General features: G+C 41.1%; 43 protein-coding genes and 1 tRNA gene. 41 read left to right on the plus strand and 3 right to left on the minus strand.

All coding sequences use genetic code 11. The features are described from left to right. Window positions 1-76 precede the first annotated feature (76 nt). The 3 genes from B7720_RS02215 to B7720_RS02225 all read right to left on the minus strand — a co-directional run bounded on the left by B7720_RS02215 (window position 77) and on the right by B7720_RS02225 (window position 2,247). On the minus strand, window positions 77-1,144 hold the full coding sequence (locus B7720_RS02215) for a site-specific integrase (protein WP_084856280.1): 1,068 nt from the start codon (window positions 1,142-1,144) through the stop codon (window positions 77-79). A 132-nt stretch (window positions 1,145-1,276) separates the two neighbouring features. Continuing rightward, complete coding sequence (locus tag B7720_RS02220; RefSeq protein ID WP_049490405.1) at window positions 1,277-1,483, minus strand: hypothetical protein; 207 nt, start codon at window positions 1,481-1,483, stop codon at window positions 1,277-1,279. 17 nt (window positions 1,484-1,500) lie between these two features. Further along, window positions 1,501-2,247 (minus strand): XRE family transcriptional regulator, encoded by a 747-nt coding sequence (locus B7720_RS02225; RefSeq protein WP_084856281.1) that lies wholly within the window; start codon window positions 2,245-2,247, stop codon window positions 1,501-1,503. 188 nt (window positions 2,248-2,435) lie between these two features. Between B7720_RS02225 and B7720_RS02230 the strand changes: the two genes are divergently transcribed. The 41 genes from B7720_RS02230 (at window position 2,436) to B7720_RS02430 (ending at window position 24,308) form a co-directional block, all read left to right on the plus strand. Next, window positions 2,436-2,735, plus strand: a complete 300-nt coding sequence (locus tag B7720_RS02230) for a hypothetical protein (RefSeq protein ID WP_239828065.1) — start codon at window positions 2,436-2,438, stop codon at window positions 2,733-2,735. A gap of 190 nt (window positions 2,736-2,925) precedes the next feature. Next, a complete protein-coding gene (locus B7720_RS02240) occupies window positions 2,926-3,141 on the plus strand; it encodes a helix-turn-helix transcriptional regulator (protein ID WP_084856285.1) in 216 nt (71 codons plus the stop codon). A gap of 148 nt (window positions 3,142-3,289) precedes the next feature. Next, window positions 3,290-3,556 carry a helix-turn-helix domain-containing protein gene (locus B7720_RS02245; RefSeq protein ID WP_084856287.1) on the plus strand — a complete coding sequence of 89 codons (267 nt, stop codon included), beginning with the start codon at window positions 3,290-3,292 and terminating at the stop codon, window positions 3,554-3,556. Then, window positions 3,553-3,690, plus strand: coding sequence for a pentapeptide repeat-containing protein (locus tag B7720_RS09905; RefSeq protein ID WP_158085825.1), 138 nt, complete (start codon window positions 3,553-3,555; stop codon window positions 3,688-3,690). Before B7720_RS02245 ends, B7720_RS09905 begins: the two co-directional genes overlap by 4 nt. Before the next feature lie 114 nt (window positions 3,691-3,804). Then, window positions 3,805-4,095: a hypothetical protein gene (locus tag B7720_RS02250; protein ID WP_239828066.1), complete on the plus strand. Its 291-nt coding sequence runs from the start codon at window positions 3,805-3,807 to the stop codon at window positions 4,093-4,095. A 64-nt stretch (window positions 4,096-4,159) separates the two neighbouring features. Then, on the plus strand, window positions 4,160-4,444 hold the full coding sequence (locus B7720_RS02255; RefSeq protein ID WP_084856289.1) for a DNA-binding protein: 285 nt from the start codon (window positions 4,160-4,162) through the stop codon (window positions 4,442-4,444). 16 nt (window positions 4,445-4,460) lie between these two features. After that, entirely contained in the window at window positions 4,461-4,682 is a 222-nt protein-coding gene (locus B7720_RS02260; protein ID WP_084856291.1) for a hypothetical protein, read from the plus strand. Next, the gene (locus tag B7720_RS02265) at window positions 4,683-4,937 is read left to right on the plus strand and encodes a hypothetical protein (protein ID WP_084856294.1); all 255 of its coding nucleotides are present in this window, start codon (window positions 4,683-4,685) and stop codon (window positions 4,935-4,937) included. 18 nt (window positions 4,938-4,955) lie between these two features. Continuing rightward, the gene (locus tag B7720_RS02270; RefSeq protein ID WP_084856295.1) at window positions 4,956-5,216 is read left to right on the plus strand and encodes a hypothetical protein; all 261 of its coding nucleotides are present in this window, start codon (window positions 4,956-4,958) and stop codon (window positions 5,214-5,216) included. Beyond that, window positions 5,203-5,346: a hypothetical protein gene (locus tag B7720_RS09705; protein WP_000196747.1), complete on the plus strand. Its 144-nt coding sequence runs from the start codon at window positions 5,203-5,205 to the stop codon at window positions 5,344-5,346. The genes B7720_RS02270 and B7720_RS09705 overlap by 14 nt, the downstream gene beginning before the upstream one ends. 105 nt (window positions 5,347-5,451) lie before the next feature. Next, on the plus strand, window positions 5,452-5,631 hold the full coding sequence (locus tag B7720_RS02275) for a hypothetical protein (RefSeq protein ID WP_084856297.1): 180 nt from the start codon (window positions 5,452-5,454) through the stop codon (window positions 5,629-5,631). Then, window positions 5,628-6,557: a recombinase RecT gene (locus B7720_RS02280; RefSeq protein WP_084856299.1), complete on the plus strand. Its 930-nt coding sequence runs from the start codon at window positions 5,628-5,630 to the stop codon at window positions 6,555-6,557. The genes B7720_RS02275 and B7720_RS02280 overlap by 4 nt, the downstream gene beginning before the upstream one ends. A 1-nt stretch (window position 6,558) precedes the next feature. Next, a complete protein-coding gene (locus B7720_RS02285; protein WP_084856301.1) occupies window positions 6,559-7,755 on the plus strand; it encodes a DUF1351 domain-containing protein in 1,197 nt (398 codons plus the stop codon). Beyond that, window positions 7,752-8,564, plus strand: a complete 813-nt coding sequence (locus B7720_RS02290) for a PD-(D/E)XK nuclease-like domain-containing protein (protein WP_084856303.1) — start codon at window positions 7,752-7,754, stop codon at window positions 8,562-8,564. Before B7720_RS02285 ends, B7720_RS02290 begins: the two co-directional genes overlap by 4 nt. Beyond that, on the plus strand, window positions 8,564-8,809 hold the full coding sequence (locus B7720_RS02295; protein WP_042902472.1) for a hypothetical protein: 246 nt from the start codon (window positions 8,564-8,566) through the stop codon (window positions 8,807-8,809). The genes B7720_RS02290 and B7720_RS02295 overlap by 1 nt, the downstream gene beginning before the upstream one ends. A 16-nt stretch (window positions 8,810-8,825) precedes the next feature. Further along, a complete protein-coding gene (locus B7720_RS02300; RefSeq protein ID WP_084856305.1) occupies window positions 8,826-9,341 on the plus strand; it encodes a hypothetical protein in 516 nt (171 codons plus the stop codon). Window positions 9,342-9,515: 174 nt separating this feature from the next. Further along, window positions 9,516-10,598, plus strand: coding sequence for a DNA cytosine methyltransferase (locus B7720_RS02305; RefSeq protein WP_084856307.1), 1,083 nt, complete (start codon window positions 9,516-9,518; stop codon window positions 10,596-10,598). Window positions 10,599-10,607: 9 nt separating this feature from the next. Beyond that, window positions 10,608-11,282 carry a DNA methyltransferase gene (locus tag B7720_RS02310; RefSeq protein WP_084856309.1) on the plus strand — a complete coding sequence of 225 codons (675 nt, stop codon included), beginning with the start codon at window positions 10,608-10,610 and terminating at the stop codon, window positions 11,280-11,282. Window positions 11,283-11,295: 13 nt separating this feature from the next. Further along, a complete protein-coding gene (locus B7720_RS02315) occupies window positions 11,296-11,628 on the plus strand; it encodes a hypothetical protein (RefSeq protein WP_084856311.1) in 333 nt (110 codons plus the stop codon). Then, entirely contained in the window at window positions 11,625-12,140 is a 516-nt protein-coding gene (locus B7720_RS02320) for a RuvC family protein (protein WP_084856313.1), read from the plus strand. The genes B7720_RS02315 and B7720_RS02320 overlap by 4 nt, the downstream gene beginning before the upstream one ends. A gap of 12 nt (window positions 12,141-12,152) precedes the next feature. Next, a complete protein-coding gene (locus B7720_RS02325) occupies window positions 12,153-12,344 on the plus strand; it encodes a hypothetical protein (RefSeq protein WP_084856315.1) in 192 nt (63 codons plus the stop codon). Next, window positions 12,341-12,685, plus strand: a complete 345-nt coding sequence (locus B7720_RS02330) for an HNH endonuclease (protein ID WP_049490374.1) — start codon at window positions 12,341-12,343, stop codon at window positions 12,683-12,685. Before B7720_RS02325 ends, B7720_RS02330 begins: the two co-directional genes overlap by 4 nt. Next, complete coding sequence (locus B7720_RS02335) at window positions 12,682-12,942, plus strand: DUF1372 family protein (RefSeq protein WP_084856317.1); 261 nt, start codon at window positions 12,682-12,684, stop codon at window positions 12,940-12,942. The genes B7720_RS02330 and B7720_RS02335 overlap by 4 nt, the downstream gene beginning before the upstream one ends. After that, the gene (locus B7720_RS02340; protein WP_084856319.1) at window positions 12,939-13,346 is read left to right on the plus strand and encodes a YopX family protein; all 408 of its coding nucleotides are present in this window, start codon (window positions 12,939-12,941) and stop codon (window positions 13,344-13,346) included. The genes B7720_RS02335 and B7720_RS02340 overlap by 4 nt, the downstream gene beginning before the upstream one ends. After that, window positions 13,343-13,663, plus strand: a complete 321-nt coding sequence (locus B7720_RS02345) for a 3-dehydroquinate synthase (RefSeq protein WP_084856321.1) — start codon at window positions 13,343-13,345, stop codon at window positions 13,661-13,663. Before B7720_RS02340 ends, B7720_RS02345 begins: the two co-directional genes overlap by 4 nt. A gap of 319 nt (window positions 13,664-13,982) precedes the next feature. After that, window positions 13,983-14,390, plus strand: coding sequence for a DUF1492 domain-containing protein (locus B7720_RS02355; protein WP_084856325.1), 408 nt, complete (start codon window positions 13,983-13,985; stop codon window positions 14,388-14,390). Between the two features lie 278 nt (window positions 14,391-14,668). Further along, window positions 14,669-14,747: transfer RNA gene (locus B7720_RS02360), tRNA-OTHER, on the plus strand. A 185-nt stretch (window positions 14,748-14,932) separates the two neighbouring features. Continuing rightward, the gene (locus B7720_RS02365; RefSeq protein WP_084856326.1) at window positions 14,933-15,427 is read left to right on the plus strand and encodes a terminase small subunit; all 495 of its coding nucleotides are present in this window, start codon (window positions 14,933-14,935) and stop codon (window positions 15,425-15,427) included. Continuing rightward, window positions 15,411-16,706, plus strand: a complete 1,296-nt coding sequence (locus B7720_RS02370; protein ID WP_142358703.1) for a PBSX family phage terminase large subunit — start codon at window positions 15,411-15,413, stop codon at window positions 16,704-16,706. Before B7720_RS02365 ends, B7720_RS02370 begins: the two co-directional genes overlap by 17 nt. A gap of 17 nt (window positions 16,707-16,723) precedes the next feature. Further along, the gene (locus tag B7720_RS02375) at window positions 16,724-18,232 is read left to right on the plus strand and encodes a phage portal protein (protein ID WP_142358704.1); all 1,509 of its coding nucleotides are present in this window, start codon (window positions 16,724-16,726) and stop codon (window positions 18,230-18,232) included. 110 nt (window positions 18,233-18,342) lie between these two features. Next, the gene (locus tag B7720_RS02380; protein ID WP_084856330.1) at window positions 18,343-19,992 is read left to right on the plus strand and encodes a phage minor capsid protein; all 1,650 of its coding nucleotides are present in this window, start codon (window positions 18,343-18,345) and stop codon (window positions 19,990-19,992) included. After that, window positions 19,989-20,270, plus strand: a complete 282-nt coding sequence (locus B7720_RS02385) for a hypothetical protein (protein ID WP_084856333.1) — start codon at window positions 19,989-19,991, stop codon at window positions 20,268-20,270. Before B7720_RS02380 ends, B7720_RS02385 begins: the two co-directional genes overlap by 4 nt. A gap of 141 nt (window positions 20,271-20,411) precedes the next feature. Then, window positions 20,412-20,981: a hypothetical protein gene (locus B7720_RS02390; RefSeq protein WP_084856335.1), complete on the plus strand. Its 570-nt coding sequence runs from the start codon at window positions 20,412-20,414 to the stop codon at window positions 20,979-20,981. A 14-nt stretch (window positions 20,982-20,995) separates the two neighbouring features. After that, window positions 20,996-21,868, plus strand: a complete 873-nt coding sequence (locus B7720_RS02395) for a hypothetical protein (RefSeq protein WP_084856336.1) — start codon at window positions 20,996-20,998, stop codon at window positions 21,866-21,868. Between the two features lie 14 nt (window positions 21,869-21,882). Next, a complete protein-coding gene (locus B7720_RS02400) occupies window positions 21,883-22,131 on the plus strand; it encodes a Rho termination factor N-terminal domain-containing protein (protein ID WP_084856338.1) in 249 nt (82 codons plus the stop codon). Beyond that, window positions 22,118-22,318 (plus strand): hypothetical protein, encoded by a 201-nt coding sequence (locus B7720_RS02405; RefSeq protein WP_049490353.1) that lies wholly within the window; start codon window positions 22,118-22,120, stop codon window positions 22,316-22,318. The genes B7720_RS02400 and B7720_RS02405 overlap by 14 nt, the downstream gene beginning before the upstream one ends. A 12-nt stretch (window positions 22,319-22,330) precedes the next feature. Continuing rightward, the gene (locus B7720_RS02410) at window positions 22,331-22,732 is read left to right on the plus strand and encodes a hypothetical protein (protein WP_049490352.1); all 402 of its coding nucleotides are present in this window, start codon (window positions 22,331-22,333) and stop codon (window positions 22,730-22,732) included. Beyond that, on the plus strand, window positions 22,722-23,054 hold the full coding sequence (locus B7720_RS02415; RefSeq protein WP_049490351.1) for a putative minor capsid protein: 333 nt from the start codon (window positions 22,722-22,724) through the stop codon (window positions 23,052-23,054). The genes B7720_RS02410 and B7720_RS02415 overlap by 11 nt, the downstream gene beginning before the upstream one ends. After that, window positions 23,054-23,446, plus strand: a complete 393-nt coding sequence (locus B7720_RS02420) for a minor capsid protein (RefSeq protein WP_049490349.1) — start codon at window positions 23,054-23,056, stop codon at window positions 23,444-23,446. The genes B7720_RS02415 and B7720_RS02420 overlap by 1 nt, the downstream gene beginning before the upstream one ends. After that, window positions 23,443-23,847 (plus strand): minor capsid protein, encoded by a 405-nt coding sequence (locus B7720_RS02425; protein ID WP_049490347.1) that lies wholly within the window; start codon window positions 23,443-23,445, stop codon window positions 23,845-23,847. The genes B7720_RS02420 and B7720_RS02425 overlap by 4 nt, the downstream gene beginning before the upstream one ends. Next, window positions 23,847-24,308, plus strand: a complete 462-nt coding sequence (locus B7720_RS02430) for a phage tail tube protein (protein ID WP_049490345.1) — start codon at window positions 23,847-23,849, stop codon at window positions 24,306-24,308. Before B7720_RS02425 ends, B7720_RS02430 begins: the two co-directional genes overlap by 1 nt.

The following is a 24,308-nucleotide window of genomic DNA, read 5'->3' on the forward strand; positions in this document are numbered from 1 at the left end:
TATAAGGCGGTAGACGGATTAAAAGCTATTGATTTATCGGGCTTTGTGGGTGTTTCGCCCCAAACTCGCCCCAAATTTAAGCAGTTAGGAATATTTCTTTTATTTGCTCAAAGTTTTTATCCGCTAGTGCTTCCATCTGGTGTGAGTAGACCTTTAGAGTTATATCTGGACTTTCGTGACCTAGTAGCTTTGATATGGTCACGATGTCAATTCCTTTGAATATCAGGTAAGAAGCGTAAGTGTGTCTTAGGCTGTGGTTTCTTACTGGACGACCAACAAGCTTTTTTATCAGCTTGTTACACGCTGAGTTTGAAACTCCAAAACATACCCTATTTTTAATGTTTGCTTGCCAGTGCTGCTTTCTATAAGCTTTTAAAGTTTCAATCGTGATCTTATCAATTGGGATTTTTCTTTTTGAGCTTTCGTTTTTCAAATCTCCAAAATCTTGAGCCTTTGAATAGTCAAAGCTCTTGTTTATGTCAATGATTCCATTTTTGAAATCTATATCATCCCAGGTAAGCCCCAGAGCCTCAGAGAAGCGCATACCAGTCACTGAAAGGATGTAGAGGGTGAAATAGGACACGTATTGTATATTCGAGCGTGTGGACGAAATTAGATCCTTATACTCGCCTTCCTCTAAAAAGTCGTTATCCTCTGACCTGGATTCTATCTGAGACTTAACCTTAGCATCTTCAGCAAAGTTGTAGCTGATCACTTGCTCCCTGACTGCAACTTTTAGAGCGCCTTTTATCTGATAATGGAATTTCTCAAGTGTTTCCTGAGCATATTTTTCGCCAAACTCATTGAGTCGTTTTTGGTAATACAAGGGAGTAATATCCTTTACTTTCAAATCTCCAAAATAAGTTTTGATATGCTTCAGATTTTTGGTATAAGTGTCCCAGGTCTTATCCTTGACGTGCGGTCGCTTGTATACATCAGACCATGTTTTAACAAAATCATAGAGCGTGACATCCTTATCTGTCAGAATATTCTCGGATAGATTATCCTCTATCTCCCTTGCTGCAGCTTGAGCCAGTTTTTTTGTCTTAAACCCGCTTTTTGATTTCTGCTTGTATTTGCCATTTTTGTCTTTATAAGATATTCGGTATTCCCAACCGTTTTCTCTTTTTCTAAAGTATGCCATTTGCTTTTCACCTCATTTCTTGATAAAATGGGTACAAGAAAAGACATCATGCGAGGTTATCTCCATGAAAATCTTTTCCTGTCGCATGCCTCACGCTCAGAGTCGCCAAACTTTGAGAGCGTGGGGCTTTTTTTATTTCTTGGACTTAAAGACACAGCCACAGTTTCGACAGTGCCAGTTGTGTTTCCCTTTTTTACCAACTAGGCCGAGGAGGACGAATGGCCAGGCAATCATCCAGCCGATGCACCCAACACAACCATTGAAACCTTTACGGTCCTGCATCATGTATTCAATTTGATCACTGCCACATTTTGGACAACGTTTTACATATTTAGCCATTATTTTATATTCCTTTCTTAATTACTTAAAGGCATGAAATTACCAATAATTTTTCCAATAATACGAGGGTCTTCGTCGTAAGGCGCAAACCTATCTTTATATTTTGGGTTAAGCGATACTAAGCGCAATCCGTCAGGTTCACTATAAACTTTTTTAATATACGTTTGACCATCCCAATCCACGGCATAAATGGCACCGTCATAGTCCCAACCTGTATCTCTTATGAGAGCGACGGATCCGTCTACGAATTTTGGCTCCATGGAGTCGCCGTAAACCCAGCTGGCGAGGTCATGGGCGATGTCCTTATCAAAATACACGGTGTCATAATTGCGGTCTTCTGTGTAACCATATCCTGTACCTGCGGATAGCTTTTCAAAAACGTGATATTCGAATCGCTCTTCGTTTCCCTCCCCATTCTGTGCCTCTAAGAGCTCCTCAGAGGTCCGTAGCACTATTTTTTTGTTTGGAGTGGTTAATTGCACCACCTTATTCGTTATCTGCTGTGTGAGCGAATCTGGAGTGTCTGGGAGGGAGGAGGATTCTTCTTTAAAAGTGGTATCTATATCTGATTTTTTAACACCGAAATAATCAGCTAGTTTTTGGATAACACCAAAAGAAGGAGCGCTTCTTAACTTCATATAGTCTGTCATAGTACTTGCTGTAATTCCAACTTCTTTAGCCAACTCTTTTTGGGTAATACCACGTTGTTTTCTAAAGTGTGTAATATTTTCAGCAATAATTTTCATTCGTTTTTTTTCATCCATTTACGATTACCTCGTATTTTTTATAATTCTATTATATATCATTTTTTATTGATAGACAATCGAAAATACGAAAAAATCCTATTTTTTTGATAAAAATTATTGACAATACGAAAAAATCGTATTATACTATAATCAAGCTTAAGGAAATAACAAAAAACCAAGAGCAAAAAAGAGAAAGGAGGTAGGAAATGAAAGAATTTAAACAAATTTCAGTTAAGACTTCTGAACACGATGTACTGTTGACAGCAAGAAAAAACCACCCTGCTGTATTCGTCGATAGAATGTTTCTCGACGGAGTAGAGAGAGTGGAATTTATCAATCATTTTTTAGATAAAGATTGTGAAGTCATCCTCACGTTCAATGAACGAGTAGAAAACAATCCTTTCCCTTTGAATGATGTCAATCTATTAGAAAAGTTATTCGGTCAGGCTTCAAACGGGCAATCCTTACGGGATATTGTCTTGCAAACTCTTGAAGATGGTAATTAGTATCTAAGCCATCAAAGAACGACACATGTATACTGAAGCTTTCTTTTCCGTCTTCCTTGGCTCTTTCGTACTCTTTGCCAAGGACGATCAGAGAAGCTTCTAATTGATAATCAGTCACAACATCACCTCCTTTCTGCTTTTATTATAGCAGAATTGCGAGGAACAAATAGAAAAATAAGGAGGTAGGAACGTGCAGTGGACTTTAGAGGCTATGCGAATTAACAAAGGACTTACTCAAGCAGAGTTAGCAGAGAGATTTGAAGTGTCAAGTCAAACAATTGCCCGATTAGAAAAGGATAGCTCGGATATCGGTTATCAACTATTGAAAAAATACATGCTTTTTTTCAATGTGAAGTTCGATGATATTTTTTTGGGCAAAAAATACGAAAATTTCGTAAATGACTAAAAACAGAAGCTTAAGAAAGGAGAGCGTATGACAGGCTTTAAAGATTTGGATTGCCAATTTATCTTTCAGGAATCCAACTAACGACTATACCGCTGTTAGTAATAGCTTTATCAACGATCCTGCGCTGGATTTTACAGCGGTTGGCATCATGATGGTTATTTTGGCCAATCACCCAAACTGGCAAGTCTACCCAGAAGAAATAGCCAAGCGAAAAGGAGTTAGTAGAAATACGGTTGATTCCTATTTTAAAACGCTAGAGAAAGTTGGGTATCTGAGGGTTGTTAAAAAAGGTCTCGGTAGAGGTCGAGGGGTTCAGACTTTCAGATTCTTCTCAGATGAAAAAATAACTGATTTTCAATTTGACATCATGAAGCAGAGATTGAATGAAAGTCTAGCTAAATTATCCACAGGTTGATTTTTACAAATCTGTATTTTACAAATCTGTATTTTACAAATCTGTATTTTACAAATCTGTATTTTACAAATCTGTATTTTACAAATCTGTATTTTACAAATCTGAAAAATTGGGCACTAATAAATATTAACTAACAACAAGTATTAAATAACAATAAATATTAACTAACAACAAGTCCTACTTCTCTTAATAAATAAAAGAGAGAAATTTCAATTTTAGGACTTTGCAAAAATGGGAAAGGAGCAAACGTGAAGCAATTAAAACTAAGTATTAAACCCAAGCAGGAACCTACTGAGGGTCAATCTCTTAATTCTTCAGGTTATTCAGTAAAAATCAATGACTGGGAGCTTGGCAGAGGGGTCACTGGCTTCAGACTAGAAATGCCTGCGAACGGAAAACCAAAAATCACTATTGATTTTACACCAGATATTATTGAAACTAATGGCGTGGTTGTGGACCCTCAAGTTTTAGAAGTGTTTGACCGAGCCTACTCAGATTTTATTGCCAAAACTCAAAACGAGAAAGAAAAATCTGATTAGAAGACAACAAAAAGCACCTGACGGCAATCAGGCGCTCAATAAAATTATTCAAGGAAATTATAACATGAATGACTTAATGAATCAACTATTAGACCAGTTTGAAGCTGGCTTGATGGATAGGACGCTCAAGGTCATGACCATTGTGACCGACGAAAAACGTCGTTATCCAATGGAACTGAATAAGTCGCAATGCTCAGAGATGCTTCTTGGAACCAAGGACACAACGACATTTGACGAGCGCTTCAATAGACACGAAGATTTTCCACGAATTGAGGGCAAGCGTGAGAAATATCCAAGGGATGCCGTCATTGAATGGTATCACGAAAACTGGCAGAAAACAGCTATATAAATTAAAAGGAGAAAATATGAAACTATTTACTAAAATCAAACTCAGACTTGAAGGAGTTATAAAATCGGTCAACCTTGACTGGAGAGCAGTCGCAGTCGAGCTTAATGAGGACCTTCTCAAAGAGCGCAAACGTCGCTTTGCTTGCGAGCAAGAAAACTACGATTTGAAGCAGGAGCTTGCTGCTTACAAGTACAAAGAAAATTTTGACATTAAGGCTAGACTGCAAGGAGAAATGTAGATGTACATTATATCGATCCATGTCAAGAATACTGAAACTGGAAACGAGGATTTCAGTATGATTGGACGTGACTTTTTGCCAATTGGCAAGCAAGATTATTCGGCTACTGTTTTCGAGACTAAGGAAGAAGCTATTGCTTATTTGAAATCAGCTTCATACGAAGCTGCGGGAGTTTATGGAAATGACTGGGAATTTCAAGACAAGACTTCTTCTGGAGTGGAATCCCGCTGTCGAATTTGGAAAGTTGGAGAATAAATAAAAAAGGAGAACAATATGTTTAAAGCACTAAAAGCAATCAAAAAAATCAAACAACTTCAGAAAGAAATGCACGCTTTCAGCCTTGCGTTTCTAGCTCTGCAAGATATGGGCTTGATGCCAGAGACTGAAAGAAGCAAGGCGAAGGCTCAAACAATGCACGATGTAAGCCACGTGCTCAAGGACGTCCTGGACGGCAAGTCGGTAGATGAAGCGATGAAGCGTCTAAATAGCGAAGTGAAAATTGAAGAGGTGGAGCAGGAAGATGACCAGAATTGAACTTGAAAACCGTGTGTGGCTTTTGGCCAATCATGAAGAAAAAAACGAATTGCTGGATCTCGGTTTGACGTCCAAAGCTAGATATGTGAAACGAGTCCTGGAACTCGGAAAGGTGTATGCTCATGTTTGATTATGACAGAGATATGATGCAACCGCCTGAACCACGAGAAGAACTTGACCCTAGCGAGTATGTGGATATCGGATGTGGTCGGCGTCGATATGTGGGTGATGAAGTATGATTGAAGAATTACACGCAGAAATCGACAATTGGCGGTCTGACTATATCCATCTTGGCCGAGAACTTGGGAAAATCATCAACGAACAACAAGACATAATTTTGAAATTGCAAAACAAAAACAGACGCTTGAAGCGTGAAAATTGGAATTTGAAGAAAACGAAAGGAAGAAAGAAATGACAAACGAACTAACACAGAAGCAAGTTACATCAAATGTTGCAACACGGATCGAAGCGATGAAGGGAGAAGGGCTCCTGATTGCACCGAATTATAGCGTTAGCAATGCGCTGAGTTCGGCATATTATGCTCTAAAAAACTCCAACAGTGGAAATTTGCTCCAACAATGCACTCAAGACAGCGTTTATAACGCATTATTAGAAATGGTAACCCAAGGACTAAGCCCGGCTAAAAAGCAATGTTACTTTATCAAATATGGCTCTGACGTCCAATTGAGAATGTCTTATTTTGGGACCATTAAAGTTACTAAAGATTTGCAAGAGGTGAAAGACGTTACTGCTAATGTTGTCTACGAAGGGGATACGCTAGAGGTATCAGTTGAAAACGGGCGTAAGAAGTTAGTCAAACATGAGACAGATTGGCAGAACGCAGATAATCCAATAATTGCTGCTTATTGCATCATCACTCGAACTGATGGAGAAGAGTTCTTTGAAGTCATGACTAAAAAACAAATTGACAAGTCATGGTCTAAGGCGAAAACGAAAAATGTCCAAATCGACTTCCCTGACCAGATGGCCATGCGTACGGTTATCAACCGAGCTGCCAAAATGTTTATCAACACAAGCAATGACAGCGACTTGTTCGCTGGAGCAATCAATAACACAATTGCTGACGAGTACGACAATGATCGTCAAATGAAAGAAGCTGAACCAGCGAGAGAAGAGGCTGAAACATTAGATAGTATCCTTGGAGCTTCTGAAGAAGTGACTGAAGAACCAAAAAAAGAGGTTATCAACCAGGAGTTGACAACCACAGATACAAAATACCCAGCAGATGAGATCCCAGATTTTGACCAAGAAACGGGCGAAGTAATCGACCAAGAGCCAGGAACCGGCCAAATGGACATGCTAGAAGGGGAGGATTTCTAGAATGACTGAAGAATTGAAAGATGTAACAGATAGCCTAGAACTCGTTCCAGTGACGGATTTAGAAGTCGGATTTGTCCTAAAGGCCGCCGAAATCGAAATCCAAGGAAAGGAAGTTTTAGAACAGGCTTTAGCAGCTTATCAAAAGAAATACGCTGGCTATATCGTGACAGAAGAAACTTTGTCAGATGACACCAAGGTTAAAGACGAATTGGGACGAGTGCAACGTCAGATTGAGCAAGAACTTAAAAACCAACTAAAAGACTACTCTAATCCGTTGGACGAAGTGAAAGCATGGGTTAATGCTGTACTAGACCCTATCAAAACTTTGCAGGCTGACATCAGAAATCAGATTAAAGAATTTGAAGAGAGAGCGACAGAAGCTCGCAAGGAAACAGTCAGAGAAGCTTTTGAATCTGCAATCGCAGATAGCGGAGTTGATCTCGATATCAAGCTGTTTGCTATTTACTTTGACGATTTTAGCAAGAAAAAGTGTTTCATGGCCGACAATGTGCGGATCAATCAAGCGACCTCTAAAATGATCGCTGATTTGGTCGCAGAAGAAGCAACCAAAAAACAGCAACGCGAGGCCGGACTTATCCAGATAACAGAAGCAGCTGCCAAGGCCGGCTTTGGCCCAGTTGTCTATATCCGACTTTATGAAGGAGGCGCCAAGCTGGAGGATATCCTGCAGGCCATTTTAGACGATAAAGACCTAGCTGATAAAGCCAAGGCGGAGGAAGAGCTTAAAAAGCGTATCGAGGAAATGACAGCTATTGCAGAGGATAATGATCTAACTCCTCAAAAATACGTTGACATGCTCAAAGAAGGTAAATCAGTTTTGGATGTTATCAATATCCTGCACGCAGATGCAGCTGAAATGAGACAAGCTCAAGCGGAAGCAGAACGAAATACCCAGAATCAATCCTACACCCAAAATCAGCCAGAATTTGAGCCTGAAACGAGTTCGGAGGGTAATAGCGCCCACGAACAAGGAGTAGGCCAAAAATCGCAAAATATGGCTTCTGATGATGTGGCTAAAAAATATGGTTATCGATACCAAAATATGGAAATTATTTTCCCTGAAAAAAATATGCGTCAAGTCAAAGAGCAATTCAAGGCTATTTCTCAAGAGTTAGGGATTATTGTCCGAGTAATGCCTGAAATGGCAAGCAAGGCTGAAAGGGTGGAAATGGAATGACAATGGATTTACTTGGTAAAGACTACTATTCAGCAGCTTCTGCACGTCGCTACTGGTCTATCTCGCAATATAAGCGATTTAGAGAGTGTGAAGCGCGAGCGCTAGCAGAGCTGGAAGGAGAATGGGAAGACCAGAGAGACAACACGGCTCTCTTGGTCGGGAACATGGTCCACAGCTATTTTGAAAGTCCAGAAGTACATAAGAAATTTATGGATGAAAACGCAGATGCCATGATTTCAAAAGCCGGAAAGACCAAAGGTCAGTTGAAATCCGACTTCTTAGTCGGCCAGCGCATGATTGAGCGACTGAAAGCTGATAAGCAGTTCATGGACTACTATGTCGGCCAGAAAGAGGTTGCTGTAACAGGCAAAATCGAAGGCGTGGAATTCAAAGGCAAGATTGACTGTCTCAATGTTGAAAAAGGGTATTTCGTGGATATTAAGACCACGAAATCTGACATTGATAGCATGGTCTGGATTCAGGACGAAGCAAGCGGACGAAATATTCAGGTCCGCTGGTTCGAAGCTTGGGGGTATGTCCTTCAGATGGCGGCTTACAAGAAGATGCTGGAAAATCAGTACGGCAAAGAGTTCACCCCTATTATTTACGCAGTGACGAAAGAGTCGACGCCTGATACCCGAGCGATTGTTTTCCAATCGCAGGAAAAACTCGACTATGAGCTGACTGAGCTGTCTATGCTGATTCAGCATCTTGATAAGGTCAAGCGAGGCGAAGAGAAGGCGAAGCCGTGCGGTCATTGCGAATACTGCAAAACGAAAGCGCTGAGTCAACGTGTGGAGGTGGTCTGATGACTGATCCCCAAATTATGAGAGTCGATAGAGAAACATACAAGCTAGGCAAGCGGTCATCCCACTTTTGGTCTAGCAATAAAGAGTTGAAATTCTATGAGATTAGGTGTAACTGGGGTGTCAATAGACAGACACAGGCTTTCTATCATGTTTTGGCATATAGTCGCACCCAAGCCGAAGAAATGGCTGTGAAAGAATATGCAAGAACCCATCATATTACCGAAAAATGGGTAGTAATCTTTTAGAAAAAGCGAGGAAAGAATGAAAATCTATATTGAACAAGATGACGTAAAATTGAGTTTTGAACGAGCGCAGGAACTTGATTATCAAACCTTATTCAAAGCCTATCAGATGATCACAGGGTCTGACGAAATTCTTGAGGATTTAAGTCAGAAAGAGCCCGAGAATGCAGGGGCCGTTTTAAAAATTGATGCTGAGAAGTTAGCTGAAATTGATCCTGTCAATATCAAAGCAGCGAAGGACAAGTTATCTGCAAAATTTAGCGGAAGCACAGCGATTTCGCAGAAACCAAGCGAGAAGGTAGATGTTGATTTGCAATGCCCGTTTTGTGGATGTGCGAAGCGGTGGAAAGTCCCATCTTACTTTACATTCATGAATTGTCCTGACTGCCGAGGCTCAATTTTCTTGTCTTGGGCGACGGGAGTCAAAGGCGAATTGGATGACAATGGATTTTATTTCAGAGGGGACAGCCCGATGAAGTTCAAAGAGCAGACAGATGAATTCGAGGATATGTTTGCTGTTGAAAAATCAAAATAACCCAAAACCAACTATTTCCAAAATGGAAACAATTCAAAAATAAACAAGCCGTGTATTCTTGTAAAACTGCGAACTAGAAAACGTCAGTAAAGGTTATGTGACCTTGGACGAGCGACTGCCCGTATTTAGCCAAACTCACAACAGAGGCAGTCGCATTTTTTAGAAAATAAAAAAATGAAATTTTTAGATTTATTTGCTGGTATCGGTGGATTTCGTTTTGGAATGGAATCGGCAGGTCATGAATGTATAGGATTTTGTGAGATAGACAAATTCGCTAGAGCTAGTTATAAAGCTATACATAACACGAAAGGAGAAATAGAGCTACATGACATCACAGCAGTATCAGACGAGTTTATTCGAGGAATCGGACGTGTGGACATTATCTGTGGAGGATTTCCGTGCCAGGCTTTCAGCATTGCAGGAAACAGACGAGGTTTTGAAGATACTCGAGGAACTTTGTTCTTTGAAATTGCTAGGTTCGCATCTATTCTCAGACCTAAATATCTATTCCTTGAGAATGTCAAAGGACTCCTCAATCACGAAAACGGAATTACATTTGAGACCATTATCTCAACCTTGGATGAACTGGGGTACAATGTGGAATGGGAAAGCATTAACAGCAAAAATTTTGGAGTCCCCCAAAATCGGGAACGTGTGTTCATTATCGGACATCTTAGAGGAGAACGTACCAGAAGAATTTTTCCTCTCGGCGGAGAAAATCAGTCAACTAGTAGCCAATCAGTCGTGAAAATTGGCAATGTGAACCCCTCTGGAAATGGCATGAATGGGGAAGTCTATCAAGCTGACGGCCTAGCTCCTACACTCACAACGAATAAAGGAGAGAGGCAAAAGATAGCAATAAAAAGTAATACTATAAAACAATTTGGGATATTGCAACCCAATTTTAATCAATGTGGAGTTGTTTACGAAACAGATGGCATCGCACCAACAATCAGAGCATATCAAGGTGGAGGTCTTGAACCTAAAATCATCCAGCGTGGCCATGGCTATAATCAGGGTGGAGTGCATGAAATAGCTCCTACACTGACAAGTAATAGCTATCACGAAAATAACCATTTATCTTTTGGCTATCGTATTCGCAAGCTAACACCTCGTGAGTGTTGGAGGTTACAAGGTTTTCCTGATTGGGCTTTTGATAAAGCTCAAGAAGTGAATAGCAATAGCCAATTATACAAACAAGCAGGAAATAGCGTGACCATCAATGTTATCGCTGCAATAGCAAAGGAGTTGGAATGAGGTGATGACTTGAAATTATTTCTTAACGAAGATTGTATGGATGTCATGAAAAGATATCCTGACAACTATTTTGATTTAGCTATTGTTGATCCACCGTATTTTTCCGGGCCAGAAAAAAGAAAATTTTATGGCAGGAAAGTCAGTCCGATTGGTGTCAGTAGATTGTACGGAGAAACCTCAGAGTGGCAAATTCCAAATCGAGATTATTTTGACGAACTTTTTAGAGTTTCAAAAAATCAAATCATTTGGGGTGTGAACTACTTCAACTACTCTTTCGGTTCTGGCCGTATTGTATGGGACAAAGTTAATGGTCATTCAAGTTTTTCAGATTGTGAGATAGCATACTGCAGCTTACATGATAGCACGCGCTTATTTCGCTATATGTGGAATGGCATGATGCAAGGGAAGTCAATATCCGAAGGTCATATCCAGCAAGGAAACAAGGCTTTGAATGAGGTTAGAATTCATCCAACCCAAAAACCCATCAATCTTTATTTCTGGTTGCTGCAAAACTACGCAAAAGCCGGAGATAAGATTCTTGATACTCATGTCGGTTCAGCAAGTAGCTTGATTGCTTGTCAGGAGTTAGGTTTTGAATATGTTGGTTGTGAGCTTGACAAAAACATTTTCAACTTTGCTCAACAGAGACTTGAAAATTATAAGTCACAAATAAAATTATTTTAAAGGAGAAAAACAAATGCAAAACAAAATCGACATACCAGGAACAACCATTACACTTGAAATCGTGGACAAGACCATCACGATTACAAACAAAATTGAATATGATATGCAGATGCATTTTAGAAATGCGGACGCAGATACCTCTCTTGATGCAAGTGGCGACGTGTTTGAGCCTCTCTATTGGCTAGATATTAAGGCAACACCGAAAGTTCCGACAGAGTATCATACGAGCCTTGGGATCAAAAGAGAAAAGCGCCACTTGGCCGAGCTTCAGAAGTTCTTTGAATTCGTTGAAGATAACAAGCGCAATCTCTTTGACATTTGTGGTATTAAGGGAGAACTACAATGAAAAATCTGACCTTATCGTTAGACATTTCAACCACTGCGACAGGATGGGCCTTATTTGAAGGTTCTATCCTTGTCGAGAGTGGTGTCTTAAAACATAAAAGCAAGTCATTCTTTGAACGTGGACGTTTCATGGCTGGAGAATTAAGAACCATTCAATTAAGAGCCTTGCAACATTATGAAGGTCCTTTTGAGTCGATTGTAGTCGAGAAGAACTCAGTCATGGGACCAAATCAGCAGTCTATGATCAGCATCGGAATTGTGACAGGGATTATTCTTGGACGGTTAGTCGCTGACAATGTGTATTTTGTGAATGTTTCGACTTGGCGCAAGTACTGGAAGTTTAGTTACAAGGACCGAAGTAAAAAATCAATGAAGCTGCAGGCAGTTGCTAAAGTGGCCGATGGTTTTTGTCTGAACGTCAAAGATGACGAAGCAGATGCTGTTCTGATTGGTTCGTATTTTGTAAACTATGGTCAAGAATTCGGAAATCTGGAAAGCCATAAGATAAGTTGAGGAGGTGGAGTGATGAGAGTGTTCATGGAGTTCGTTGACGACGAAGAAAAGCTGGCGGTGGAGAAACTCAATGAATATATTGAAAAAGTCCAAATAGCAACAAGTGGCAAGGCGAAAATAAACATTATAGGTTACCAAGTTGCACGTTACGAACAAATAAACAAAGAAAGAACTTACATTCTTGTCGAGGAGGTCATAGATTGAAACGAAGAAAAAGCATATCTAAAGCCACTCGGCAGAAGGTTTTAGATAAATACGGTGGTCACTGTGCTTACTGTGGCAAGATTTTGGATTTGAAAACTTTGAGAGTGGATCATTTGCATCCTCATTATCGAGGCGGAGAAGATAGTTTTGAAAACTATATGCCCGCTTGTTATCAATGTAATTTCTACAAATCTACTTTTTTGTTAGAAGAATTTAGAGAGCAGATGTCTACCTTGCACGAAAGAATCAGCAAGCCATTTATAGCAAGACTTGGGTTAGATTATGGAATTATTGAAATCAAGCCTTTTAATGGTAAATTTTATTTTGAGGAGGAGGCATGAAACGATTCATCGTAATATGGCTACTATTATCTGCTGGATTGAATGTCTGGCAGAGTATTCACATAAAAAAACTAGAAGAAAAGCGCCCGATGATCGTCTATAAAGCTGACAATCAAGGCGCAGAAATCAAAGGCAGAGTCGTCCACAAGGAGAAGATTGGAGACCTGCATACAATCACTATTAAAAATTATGGCATTTTCGTAGTTACGCAAACAAGCTACGAATCATTGAGGATTGGAGATGAGGTGAGATTATGACACCGAAATTTAGAGCGTGGATTTCAGAGGCTGATACCATGGCGAACGACCTTAAAGGCATTGATTTTGAAAATGAGACTGTTGTGCTAAGAAAACTTTACTATGAAGATGGCTTTCCAGTAGAGACGGAAGTGTTTGAAGTTGAAATCGGGAATGCTATCCTCATGCAATCAACAGGACTTTTTGACATAAATGGCAAGGAAGTGTTCGTCGGTGACATCGTTAAATGTACAAGAGGATGTCTCCATGAAGTGTATTTAGAAAAAGAATACGGTGGTACATTCATAGGCGGCATGCCTGCAGTTTATCTAAAAGGATTGAGTGAAGGATATGCGTGGACTGGATATGAGGAAATCATCGGCAACGTCTATGAAAACAAGGAACTTTTGGAGGAGAAGGAGTGAGATATTTTAAAATCCTATGTATTGTTTTATTCGCATCCTTACTCGTAGCATGTCACCAGATTTCGAGTGGGACAGTGGTAGATAAGTACATTGATGAACCTCACACAACGTTCATACCTGTTATGAATGGTAAAAGTTCGGTACTTGTGCCAACCAGAACCAAAAGAAAATACATTCTGGTCGTTTCAGGATATGCAGGTAATAAGCAAGTTGAAGAAACATTTGAAGTGACAGCTGAGGAATACATACGCTATGAAATCGGTAATACTTTTATACAAGATGCCGTTTTAGAGAATAAGGAAGGGGATAAACAATGAGACCAAAAAAATATCCGTATTCAGGAAGGCTGAAGCTGATTAGACAGGCATTGCCAAGGTTCATCTTGTTAGGAAATGCCGCCTTTAACAGCAATTTGGTGAAATACATTGATACAATAAAACAAGTGGCACCAAATCAAACGATCGTCTATTTTAAAATCCCTAAATTCCTTTCGCACGAGGAGAAGTATGTACGGGTCCCTCTCAAAATTGGTGAGGTCGTCAAGATTTTAAACCGATGACAAACAAAAAAGCTAAGACACTCTCTGCCTCAGCGATAATTTTCAACACTATTATTATATCACAAAGGAGACAGAGAGTGAATAAGGCTAAAGAGCTCTTGAAAGAGTTGCAGGATCTGGACATGGACATCCAAAGCCGTATAGATGAAATCAATGAGCTTGAGGCGGGTTTGCTCTCAAGCCCCAAGTGGACAGACGTTAAAGTCCAAGGTGGTCAAGCTAGAAAAGTTGATGACGTCTATACTCAGCTTGTAGTGATGAAACAGGCTATAGAACAGGATACCAAGGAAGTTATTAACAGAAAGCTTGAATTAGGTAGAATGATCAATAGGCTTAAAAATCCAAAGTACAGGGCAATCCTGAGAATGACATATATTACTAAAACGTATATCGAGGATATTTGTGATAAGTTATCAATCAGCAAGAGCTCGTATTATAGCATGCGTAAGGTTGCTATTGAAGAGCTGGAGGTAATTTTGGAATAATTTGGAATTTCTTGAGTTATCTTGAGAATATCTTGAGAATATGTGTTAATCAAAATAATCTTGATGTGCACTGTAACGATAATTTGTTAGAATGGTAGTATCAAGAATTAAGGCAAAGGCACCTTAGGCAACGACCTAGAAAAGCTTCTGAAAAACTGCTGGCTTGGGTTCCCAGTGGCGATAGAGTAGGATGTTTTAATATCGCAAAAAAGACTACAAAAAATAAAAAAGAAAAAGTAATTTCTAATTAACACGCAAGTCTGTAGTCTACTTGCAGTTGGAACGTAGCTCAGTTGGTGGAGCGATATGACTATAAAGGGTCTGAAACGTAGGCAGGTTCGAGTCCTGTCGTTCCAATTGTATCTCTGTGAGTAGCTATCACAATAGGGGTACAGGGCGGTAATTAGATTTAGGCTGATTAACCTGTAGGACAGAGATAAAGTAGCGCTATATAAGGCTCTGGTGGGGGAGGCACCCACTTACCGCATACAGTCACTCTTTGAGTGGCTTTTTATTTTGTCGGAAAGGAGGTAGTCCGGTGAGTGGATAAATTAACCCCAAAACAAGAGCTATTTGTCCAAGGGATAATCTCCGGACTATCTCAAAGACAAGCGTATAGACAAGCCTATCCATCGGCGAAAGGATGGCTAGATAGTAGTGTAGATAGCAAAGCAGCCGTCTTACTTCAAAATGTAAAGGTTTTGTCAAGGTATCGTGAGTTGCTAAAACAGTTCTCAAACATGTCTCTATGGTCCAGAGAGCAGGCTTTTAATGAGTATGAATGGCTCAAGAACAAGGCAAGAGCTAGTATTGAACAAGATGGGATAAGGCAAGCTAATTCTAACGCTTTTCTTTCGGCTTTGGATGGCATGAATAACATGGCTTGGAAAGACTTTGAATTGACAGACGATAAAATCAGACAAGAGATTGAATTGCTCAAGATCAAGATTGAAAGCAACCAAGGCTCCAAGTCTGATACTACTCTCATGGAAGCTCTGTTGAATGCCGTGAAGGGTGGTGATGAGGTTGAAGATTGATTTTTCAAACAAACAACTCAACATCATTCGTAGACCGTTCAACTATGAGCTTGAGGTCAACGAGGGCACGCCTCGAAGCGGTAAAACAACCGCTGGTCATTTCAGATACGCAAGATATTTGATTGAGTCACCAGACGAGAACCATCTTATAGCTGCATACAACCAAGAGCAAGCCTACCGCCTATTCATTGACGGTGACGGTACAGGTCTGATGCACATATTCGATGGGAATTGCAAAATCAGGCACGACGAACACGGAGACCACCTCTTAATCGATACACCAAATGGCACTAAGCGTGTCTACTACAAAGGTGGAGGTAAAGCAAATAGTGTAGGTGCTATCACTGGTATGTCTTTAGGCTCAGTGGTCTTTTGTGAAATCAATCTGCTGAACATGGACTTTATACAGGAAGCGTTCAGACGGACGTGGGCCGCTAAGCTCAGATATCATCTAGCTGACCTGAACCCTCCAGCTCCACAACATCCAGTCATTAAGGATGTATTTGATGTCCAGAACACACGCTGGACGCATTGGACCATGGACGACAATCCGATTCTATCCGAAGAGCGTAAGCAGTCTATTATTCAATCGCTTAAGAAAAATCCTTATCTCTACAAGAGAGACGTACTTGGTCAGAGGGTGATGCCTCAGGGCGTTATTTACGGCCTATTTGACCTTGAAAAGAACATCAAGGACAACTTGGTAGGCGAACCTATGGAAATGTATTTCAATGGCGATGGTGGGCAATCTGACGCTACCTCAATGTCATGTAACATCGTTACTAAGCATAGAGAGAACGGCAGAACCTTTTTTAGGCTTAATCGTGTAGCTCATTACTACCATAGCGGTGCTGAGACTGGTCAAGTAAAGGCAATGTCTACTTATGCGGTCGAGCTTCGAGCGTTTATTCAGTGGTGTGTTAGCAAGTATCAAATGCGCTATACCGATGTCTGTATTGACCCAGCATGTAGATCCTTACGAGAGGAATTGCATAAGCTAGGCATTCAGACAAGAGGGGCTTTGAATAATGCTCACGATGTCAGCAGTAAGGCGAAGGGTATCGAGGTCGGGATTGAGCGTGGCCAGAATATCATCTCTTCAGGTCAGTTCTTGCTTATCAATCACCAAGAAGAAGAGTACGACCACTATCACTTTTTGAAAGAGATTGGTCTTTACAGCCGTGATGATAATGGACGGCCAATTGACAAAAATAACCACGCAATGGACGAATTCAGATATAGTGTGAACGTATTCTATAAGCGTTACGCCAATTTTTAGCAACAAGGAGCCGATAAATGGGCATTATTCAATTTGTCAAAAATCTATTTAAGAGAGGACAGTACGCAATGACTACAGAAAGTCTCGCAAGTATTACAGACCATCCTAAAATTGCAGTGACAAGCGCAGAGTATCGTCGAATCAACGAGAATTTAAGATACTATCAGAGCAACGCTGACAAAATCACTTACATAAATACGGACGGCATCAAGAAACAAAGAGAAGCGGCCCATTTGCCAATCGCTCGGACCGCTGCTAAGAAGATTGCAAGCCTGGTATTCAATGAACAGGCTTCGATTAAATTGGACGACGAGCTGGCAGATGAATTCATTCAAGAGACGTTGAAGAATGATAGGTTTAACAAAAATTTTGAGCGCTATCTTGAGAGTTGTCTTGCTTTGGGAGGTCTTGCTATGAGGCCTTATGTGGATAATGGACGAGTGAGAGTTTCATTCGTGCAAGCGCCTGTCTTTTTGCCGTTGCAAAGCAACACGCAAGACATTTCAAGCGCTGCAATCGTTACTAAAACAATTAAGGCTTCAGGTCAGAAGAATATCTACTACACGTTGATTGAGTTCCACGAGTGGTCAAGCGACGGGAAGTACATCATCACTAACGAGCTATACAGGTCTGAAAACTCTGAACAAGTTGGCGGACGTGTGCCTTTGGCCGAAGTCTACGAAGATCTAGAAGAACAAGTTGAACTTGACGGTCTAACAAGACCGCTTTTTTCTTACTTGAAACCTCCAGGCATGAACAACAAGGACATCAATTCGCCTCTCGGTCTGTCTATCTTCGATAATGCCAAGAGCACGATTGATTTTATTAACACCACTTACGACGAGTTCAAGTGGGAAGTTAAGATGGGCCAACGCAGAGTGGCAGTTCCTGAGAACCTTACAGAAACTCGAATGGTCAACATTGACGGAGACGCCCAGTTTGTCAAGCGGTTTGATACAGAGCAGAATGTCTACTTGCGCTTATCTACTAGCGACATGGATGGTGGAAGCATCACAGACTTGACTACTGCAATCAGAGCAGATGATTACATCAAGACCATTAACGAAGGCTTGAGTCTATTTGAGATGCTTCTAGGTGTATCCGCTGGGATGTTTACATTTGACGGTCAGAGCTTGAAGACTGCGACCGAGGTCGTTTCTGAAAACTCTGATACTTACCAAATGAGAAACAGTATTGTCAGCTTGGTCGAGCAATCCTTGAAAGAGTTGATTATTTCAATCTGCGAGCTTGGTAGCCTTTATGGATTGTATAGCGGTCCAATTCCTCAAATGGAGAAGATTGCAATCAATCTCGACGATGGAGTCTTTACTGACAAGAACAATGAGCTTGATTATTGGACTAAGGCTTTGGCCAGTGGCATTGTCAGCAAGGCTCACGCTATTCAAAAGGCTTTCAATATGTCAGAGCTTGACGCTAAGAAGATGATTCAGGCAATCAATCAGGAAACGATGGACACGGCTAACAGTCAGCGAACACAAGAGGATATTGATATCTATGGAGAATGATTAAATGAATCTAATTCAACATCTAAGGTCGTTTATAGGACTTGAAAGCCCCTCACTAGGACGGAGAATACTAGCAAAAAAAATGGTAGAAGGAATAGAAGAGGCTATCCATGGTAAAAAAGAAGAGACCACCAATCCAGTTCAATGACGAGCAACTGCTGCTTCAAGCAAGCAATGTCGCAGACATCTATCATCAGCTAGCCTTGGATTTATTTGATAACGTGGTCGAACGTGTGACGGAGCGTGGCACGGTCTATCTTGATAAGCAACCGTATATCTGGCAACTTGAGAAGATGCAACAGATGCACATGCTGAACGAGGAGAACCTGAAGCTAATCTCTAAATACTCTGGAGTCGCTGAAGCGCAACTACGCTATATCGTCGAAAATGAGGGTTTGAAGCTCTACACGGACACAAAGCAACAACTCATGGAAGATTTAGGCCATGGATCCGCAGGAAATAGCAATCACATTCAAGAAATTCTTGCTGATTATGCTAATCAAGCTATCGGTGACCTCCACAATCTCATCAATACAACCTTGCCAAAGGCTGTTATTGGCGCTTATCAAGGTATTGTGGAGCAATCTGTCGCAAGAGTGGTCACAGGCTTGTCAACGGCTGATAAGGCTATCTCTGACACGGTCATGAAGTGGCAAGAGAAAGGTTTTCAAGGTTTCAAGGACAGCGCTGGGCGTAACTGGAAGGTAGACAACTACGCACGGACAGTTATCAAGACGACAACCTATCGAACTTATCGAGAAATGCGAACGAGACCAGCTGAAGAGCTGGGTATTGATACCTTTTATTTTTCAAAAAAGGCGTCAGCTCGCAAGTCGTGTGCGCCTTTGCAACATGAGATAGTGACGACTGGCCGGGCTAGGGTCGAACATGGCGAGAAGATTTTAGCTTTGTCAGATTATGGTTACGGTCGGCCTGAAGGGTGCCTTGGTATTAACTGCGGTCACATGCTGACACCGTTCATTCCTGGAGCCAATTATAGGCCCGATTTGGGCGAGGACGTGGCAGAGGTTAGTCCAGAGCAAGCGATAGAGAATGCCAACGCAGAAGCTAAGCAGAGAGCACTAGAACGGTCTATCAGAGCGAACAAGGAAAAACTTCACGTCGCTGAGAAATTGGGCGATAAAGAGCTGATAGACAAGTATAAGAGTAAGATAGGCACCCAAAACGCTGCTTTGAAAGACTACATTGATAAGCACCCATTCCTGAAACGGGATGAGGAAAGAGAAAGATATCGCTACAATGATGATGCAGTTCAAAAGTTATACAAAACTATTGACAAACGCTCCAAAAAGGAGTATTCTGAAATACTACAAAATTTAGGAAATAAAGCACCTAAATCTTATAGTGATTTTCGGGCTCTAAGTCGCTCTGAAAAAGACTCCTTTAGGCATGATAATAGGATTGTCAATTATTTTAAAGGGGACATTCAAGAGAAACTGTCTGACAAGCAGAAACAGCAGGCAGTGGAGGCTTACTTTAATTTCAAAAATGCTGGCATAACGTTTGGAGACCATGCAATAGCACGCTACATAGAACGTATGAGGCGTAAAGACGGCACGTTTGCTTATAATTATGAAACGGTAAAGACAGCCTTTTCTCTACCACCTAATTATGTATCAGAGCAGAATGGCAGACTTGCAAGATACTATAACGGTATCCTCTATATCACTGAGCCTGATACAGATATTGTAGTAACTATGATGAAACGTAAAAAACTGAAAGGATTTAAACCATTATGAAATACAGCCAACAAGTATTAGACATGCTAGAGCAAGCTGTCAATGGTCAGATTGATAATTTTTGGGATTTCTCCTTCAAGTTTAACGCCCTTTTCGGAGAAGATGAAGACTTTGCCGAGGCTTGGGACAATGAAAACCCTGAAATGTTTGACGCTCTCAATGACTTTGAGCTGATGATGTTCTTAGAGGAACATGACCCAAGTGATAAGCAAGGATTTATCAATTTCCTAACGCCATACTATGAACAGGTAAAACAGTTAGTAAAACTTAGCGCTTAGAACAATCTAGGCGCTTTTTTCATGCAATAAATTGCTATAAACCACTATAAACCGTGTCGAATTCGATGCGGTTTTTTGCTTGACTTTATCCGCAGTCGGTAAAGAACGGAAGATAATACCTAATTTTAGGAGGACAGAAGAATGGCAGAAGACATTCAAACACAAGCTGACCAGTCAGCCAATACTGGAGAAACCACTGAGTCACAAACTCAAGAGCAACCTGTCAAGACTTTCACTCAAGATGAAGTGACTGGCCTTGTCGCTAAGGAGTCAAGAAAGGCACAAGAGAAAATCTTCAAAAGCCTAGGATTTGAGGATGTCAAAAGCGCTAAAGAAGGACTTCAACAACTCAAAGAGTGGAAAGATTCACAAAAGAGCGAGGCTGAGAAACAGTCAGAAGCGCTTGCTGCTAAAGAGAAAGAGCTAGAACTTGCTTTGTCAGACAAGAAGAACCTGGAAGCGAAAATATCAGCTCTGACTCTGGGAGTAAATGCTGAGTCTGTAGACGACGTCATCACTCTATCTGCTCGCTTAGTATCCGATGATGTGTCTATTGATGACGCTATCGCTCAAGTGTTGCAGAAATACCCTCAGTTTGGTCGTACAGAGCAACCTGAGGAGAAGAAGCCAACATTTTCAGCTGGAGGAAATCCGACGGCTGGAACGAACCAAGAAGATGCCTTTTTGAAGGCTCTCGGACTAAATAATTAACAGGAGAATGATCAATGACAATCAACTACATCACTAAACACGAAGGCACCTTTGAAAAGAAATTGATGCAAGGCGCGCTTACAAGTATTTTGGAAACACCACAAGTAAATTGGTTGGGCGCTAAGTCTTTCGAGTTGCCTACCATTTCAGTTACTGGCTACAAGGCGCACACACGCTCTAAAGGCTACAATGCTGGTACAGTATCAAACGACAAGAAAGTTTATACGCTCGGATTTGACCGTGACGTCGAGTTCTTCGTAGACGCTGCAGACGTAGACGAAACGAACCAAGAACTTTCAGCTGCAAACGTATCTAATACATTCATCACCGAACACGCTACTCCAGAAGTGGACGCTTACCGCTTCTCTAAAATTGCTACAGAAGCTATCACAAACAGTCACTTCAAGTCTGAAGATGACCTGTCAGAAGTGAACATCTACACAAAATTGAAAGCTGCCCTTTTGCCAGTTCGTAAATATGGCGCTCAAAATATCGTTATGTATGTTTCTAGCGAAGTCATGGACTTCTTGGAACGTTCTAAAGAGTTCACACGCTCAATCGCTACTACATCACCTCAAGGCATCGACACTCGTGTCACTTCACTTGATGGAGTTCAGCTTATCGAAGTTTGGGACGATGCACGCTTCAAGACTAAGTTTGACTTCACTGAAGGCTTTGTTAAGGCTTCAGATGGTAAAAACATTAACTTCTTAATCGTTGCTAAGCCAGCAGTAATTGCCAAGGCTAAATTCAACTCAATCTATCTGTTCGCTCCTGGTCAACACACTGAAGGTGACGGATACTTGTATCAAAACCGTTTGTATCATGACCTTTTCGTCTTGCAATCAAAACAAGATGGGGTCTATGTTTCTCACAAATCTGCTTAATGAGGAGGTAGAAAATGCGTAAGTACGAAAAAGGGAATCAAGTCTACACCGTGCAAGAAGGCAGCTTGCTTGAAGCTCAGCTATTAGCTGATGGATTTGAAGAAGTGATTGAAGATGGCCAAATCTCAGAGATTTTGGCTACTCATTCACTTTCGGACATGACTTTGGCAGAGTTGAAAGCTCTTGCTAAAGAGCGAGGGTTTGAGGGCTATTCAAACAAGACCAAAGACGAGCTATTGGAGGTGCTAAATGGCCAAATTTAAAGCAAAATTGAACGCTTATCTAGCTAAGTCTGACCGTCATTTTGACAAAGGGCAAGAATACGAGCTAGATCAAGACGAAGCTAATCGAATCAATGGCCTGTTTAATGAGGTGATTGGTGAAGATTGCTTTGAACTCATTGAAGAGCCTAAGCAAGATCTAGTTGAGGTGGGGACATCCACCTTTTAAGGAGGTGATTAGATGGCTTACTTAACTAAAGAGGAGTTCGATAAGCTCGGATTTGAGGTTGAGGGCGACTTTGACAAGCTTTTAAAGCGTGCTGAACTCGCTATCGATGCTTACATCAGGGATTTCTATTCTCTAAACAGCTTTGATAATGACAACAAAGCTCGCAAGAAGTCAGTTAAACGTGCCACGGCTTATCAAGTAGCTTATTTAGATAGTTCTGGGATCATGACGGCAGAGGACAAGCAGTCTATTGCCAGCATGTCAGTAGGGCGGACATCTATAAGCTATCGTTCAGGTTCTCAGAATGGCTCGGGTTCGCTTTCTTTGGGTGAAAGGTATAATTTATCAAGAGATGCTGAAAACTGGCTCAGGATGGTTGGATTTGGTTCGGCGAGGGTTGATTATGATAGATAAACGAATGCTACCTAATTCTGTGACTATCAAAAAGACAATTGGTGAGGACGATTGGGGGAAAGAGGCTTACTCTGACCCTCTTTTGTTATCCCCTTGCAAATTCGATAGATCCTTTTCTCGTTCCGGAACAGGCAATCATCGTAGTGAGTCCAATTCCTCGACTGTGATTGTCTATCACAAATACTGCCCTGTGGCGCTCGACAAGAGTTTCGTTGGTGGGGTTGTAGAAGAGGACGGCGTCAGCTACGTTGTTAAGAACATCATCCCTCAATATCATCCTCTAACCAAGAAGCTACTAGCTTATGAAATCGAGGTGATTTGATGGGCGGCGTTAATGTAAAGATAGACCTTTCAGGAGTTGAGAAGAAAGTATCTCCAGAGAATTTCGCAAAAGGGAAGTTAGCTATTGCCAACCAGATGCTGATGGATATGGAGCGATTTGTCCCAAAACGAAGAGGAGACCTACGTTCTAGCGGACATGTTCGACAAGATTCGATTGTCTATGCGACACCTTACGCTCGATTGCTTTACTATGGCAAGAAGCGGAAAGGTTTCTTTTCAGAAAAACAAAGAAGATTTTTCTTTGCAAATAAAGATAAGTTGCTGAGCCAAAAACCAACGCCTGGAACTGGTCCAAGGTGGGATAAAAAGGCCTCAGCTCTATATGCTAAGAATTGGGCTGAAGTCGGAGCGAAAGCGATGGGAGTGAAATGATTCAAAAAAATGATTTTGCAGAGGTCTTGCTTGAGCATATCAAAGGCATCCAAGACAAAATTCCGTCTAAGCTCGGCTATTTAGCCGAAAAAGAGGGATTGGTCCTTTATCCGCTACCTGGCGGAGAAGTGGTAGACGAGGACATGGCCGGCACTCAAACGGTCAGCTTACCCTTTGAAATTGCTATCAAGTCACGAGATCAGGAATTAAACAATAATACATTGTGGCAGATTAACGCTGCCTTATCAAAAATGGACCTAGAATTGCCAAGTAAGAATGGCTCTTACGAGTTCTTAGGTTTAAAAGTTGACAAACCTTACTTAAACGATTTAGATGAGCAAGGTTTTTACATTTACTTGCTGGACGTAACTGCCAGCCTTGAAATCGAAAGGAATGAATAATGGTTAAAAATAAAAACGTAAAACGTAAACACTACATCGGTCCTTACAAAGAAGCAACTCCAGATACTCCACCGACTGCAGCGGAGTATCTCTGGATCGCTAAAGGGATTAAGAAATCGTCGCCAGAAAACAACGAGAAGACAGACGACTTTACCGACTTTTCTGGCGACGGGACACCTGAAGAACAAGTGATCACTAAAACACGAGGGCGCTCATTCGAGGGCGTTCGTGATACAGATGACAAAGCGCAGAATTTTGTGGCAGACAAAGAAGACGCAGTCGGTGACGAGCTTTTGGTTTGGTACAAGGAAGTTGACTCGACCAGTAAGACCCAGTATGAAGGTCCAGCTCGTCTTTCTGGTATCGAAATCGGAGACGGTGAAGCGTCAGAGAATGAAAGTATTAAGTTTAAGGTCGTATGGACCCGTAAACCTAAGAAATCAACAGTAGTACCAGGATAA

It is taken from the genome of Streptococcus oralis subsp. oralis, assembly GCF_002096455.1.
GTDB classification, from domain to species: Bacteria; Bacillota; Bacilli; order Lactobacillales; family Streptococcaceae; genus Streptococcus; species Streptococcus oralis_CY.

Excerpts from the sequence above, each read along its gene's own strand:
- B7720_RS02225 (WP_084856281.1), bottom strand. The coding sequence starts at position 2,247 with ATGGATGAAAAAAAACGAATGAAAATTATTGCTGAAAATATTACACAC.
- B7720_RS02305 (WP_084856307.1), top strand. The coding sequence starts at position 9,516 with ATGAAATTTTTAGATTTATTTGCTGGTATCGGTGGATTTCGTTTTGGA.
- B7720_RS02400 (WP_084856338.1), top strand. The coding sequence starts at position 21,883 with ATGCGTAAGTACGAAAAAGGGAATCAAGTCTACACCGTGCAAGAAGGC.
- B7720_RS02395 (WP_084856336.1), top strand. The coding sequence starts at position 20,996 with ATGACAATCAACTACATCACTAAACACGAAGGCACCTTTGAAAAGAAA.
- B7720_RS02320 (WP_084856313.1), top strand. The coding sequence starts at position 11,625 with ATGAAAAATCTGACCTTATCGTTAGACATTTCAACCACTGCGACAGGA.
- B7720_RS02215 (WP_084856280.1), bottom strand. The coding sequence starts at position 1,144 with ATGGCATACTTTAGAAAAAGAGAAAACGGTTGGGAATACCGAATATCT.
- B7720_RS02385 (WP_084856333.1), top strand. The coding sequence starts at position 19,989 with ATGAAATACAGCCAACAAGTATTAGACATGCTAGAGCAAGCTGTCAAT.
- B7720_RS02285 (WP_084856301.1), top strand. The coding sequence starts at position 6,559 with ATGACTGAAGAATTGAAAGATGTAACAGATAGCCTAGAACTCGTTCCA.
- B7720_RS02295 (WP_042902472.1), top strand. The coding sequence starts at position 8,564 with ATGACTGATCCCCAAATTATGAGAGTCGATAGAGAAACATACAAGCTA.
- B7720_RS02270 (WP_084856295.1), top strand. The coding sequence starts at position 4,956 with ATGTTTAAAGCACTAAAAGCAATCAAAAAAATCAAACAACTTCAGAAA.
- B7720_RS02410 (WP_049490352.1), top strand. The coding sequence starts at position 22,331 with ATGGCTTACTTAACTAAAGAGGAGTTCGATAAGCTCGGATTTGAGGTT.
- B7720_RS02370 (WP_142358703.1), top strand. The coding sequence starts at position 15,411 with ATGAGGTTGAAGATTGATTTTTCAAACAAACAACTCAACATCATTCGT.
- B7720_RS09705 (WP_000196747.1), top strand. The coding sequence starts at position 5,203 with ATGACCAGAATTGAACTTGAAAACCGTGTGTGGCTTTTGGCCAATCAT.
- B7720_RS02220 (WP_049490405.1), bottom strand. The coding sequence starts at position 1,483 with ATGGCTAAATATGTAAAACGTTGTCCAAAATGTGGCAGTGATCAAATT.
- B7720_RS02390 (WP_084856335.1), top strand. The coding sequence starts at position 20,412 with ATGGCAGAAGACATTCAAACACAAGCTGACCAGTCAGCCAATACTGGA.
- B7720_RS02245 (WP_084856287.1), top strand. The coding sequence starts at position 3,290 with ATGATGGTTATTTTGGCCAATCACCCAAACTGGCAAGTCTACCCAGAA.
- B7720_RS02265 (WP_084856294.1), top strand. The coding sequence starts at position 4,683 with ATGTACATTATATCGATCCATGTCAAGAATACTGAAACTGGAAACGAG.
- B7720_RS02260 (WP_084856291.1), top strand. The coding sequence starts at position 4,461 with ATGAAACTATTTACTAAAATCAAACTCAGACTTGAAGGAGTTATAAAA.
- B7720_RS02430 (WP_049490345.1), top strand. The coding sequence starts at position 23,847 with ATGGTTAAAAATAAAAACGTAAAACGTAAACACTACATCGGTCCTTAC.
- B7720_RS02230 (WP_239828065.1), top strand. The coding sequence starts at position 2,436 with ATGAAAGAATTTAAACAAATTTCAGTTAAGACTTCTGAACACGATGTA.
- B7720_RS02275 (WP_084856297.1), top strand. The coding sequence starts at position 5,452 with ATGATTGAAGAATTACACGCAGAAATCGACAATTGGCGGTCTGACTAT.
- B7720_RS02425 (WP_049490347.1), top strand. The coding sequence starts at position 23,443 with ATGATTCAAAAAAATGATTTTGCAGAGGTCTTGCTTGAGCATATCAAA.
- B7720_RS02290 (WP_084856303.1), top strand. The coding sequence starts at position 7,752 with ATGACAATGGATTTACTTGGTAAAGACTACTATTCAGCAGCTTCTGCA.
- B7720_RS02405 (WP_049490353.1), top strand. The coding sequence starts at position 22,118 with ATGGCCAAATTTAAAGCAAAATTGAACGCTTATCTAGCTAAGTCTGAC.
- B7720_RS02420 (WP_049490349.1), top strand. The coding sequence starts at position 23,054 with ATGGGCGGCGTTAATGTAAAGATAGACCTTTCAGGAGTTGAGAAGAAA.
- B7720_RS02375 (WP_142358704.1), top strand. The coding sequence starts at position 16,724 with ATGGGCATTATTCAATTTGTCAAAAATCTATTTAAGAGAGGACAGTAC.
- B7720_RS02300 (WP_084856305.1), top strand. The coding sequence starts at position 8,826 with ATGAAAATCTATATTGAACAAGATGACGTAAAATTGAGTTTTGAACGA.
- B7720_RS02325 (WP_084856315.1), top strand. The coding sequence starts at position 12,153 with ATGAGAGTGTTCATGGAGTTCGTTGACGACGAAGAAAAGCTGGCGGTG.
- B7720_RS02335 (WP_084856317.1), top strand. The coding sequence starts at position 12,682 with ATGAAACGATTCATCGTAATATGGCTACTATTATCTGCTGGATTGAAT.
- B7720_RS02415 (WP_049490351.1), top strand. The coding sequence starts at position 22,722 with ATGATAGATAAACGAATGCTACCTAATTCTGTGACTATCAAAAAGACA.
- B7720_RS02315 (WP_084856311.1), top strand. The coding sequence starts at position 11,296 with ATGCAAAACAAAATCGACATACCAGGAACAACCATTACACTTGAAATC.
- B7720_RS02340 (WP_084856319.1), top strand. The coding sequence starts at position 12,939 with ATGACACCGAAATTTAGAGCGTGGATTTCAGAGGCTGATACCATGGCG.
- B7720_RS02280 (WP_084856299.1), top strand. The coding sequence starts at position 5,628 with ATGACAAACGAACTAACACAGAAGCAAGTTACATCAAATGTTGCAACA.
- B7720_RS02255 (WP_084856289.1), top strand. The coding sequence starts at position 4,160 with ATGAATGACTTAATGAATCAACTATTAGACCAGTTTGAAGCTGGCTTG.
- B7720_RS02380 (WP_084856330.1), top strand. The coding sequence starts at position 18,343 with ATGGTAAAAAAGAAGAGACCACCAATCCAGTTCAATGACGAGCAACTG.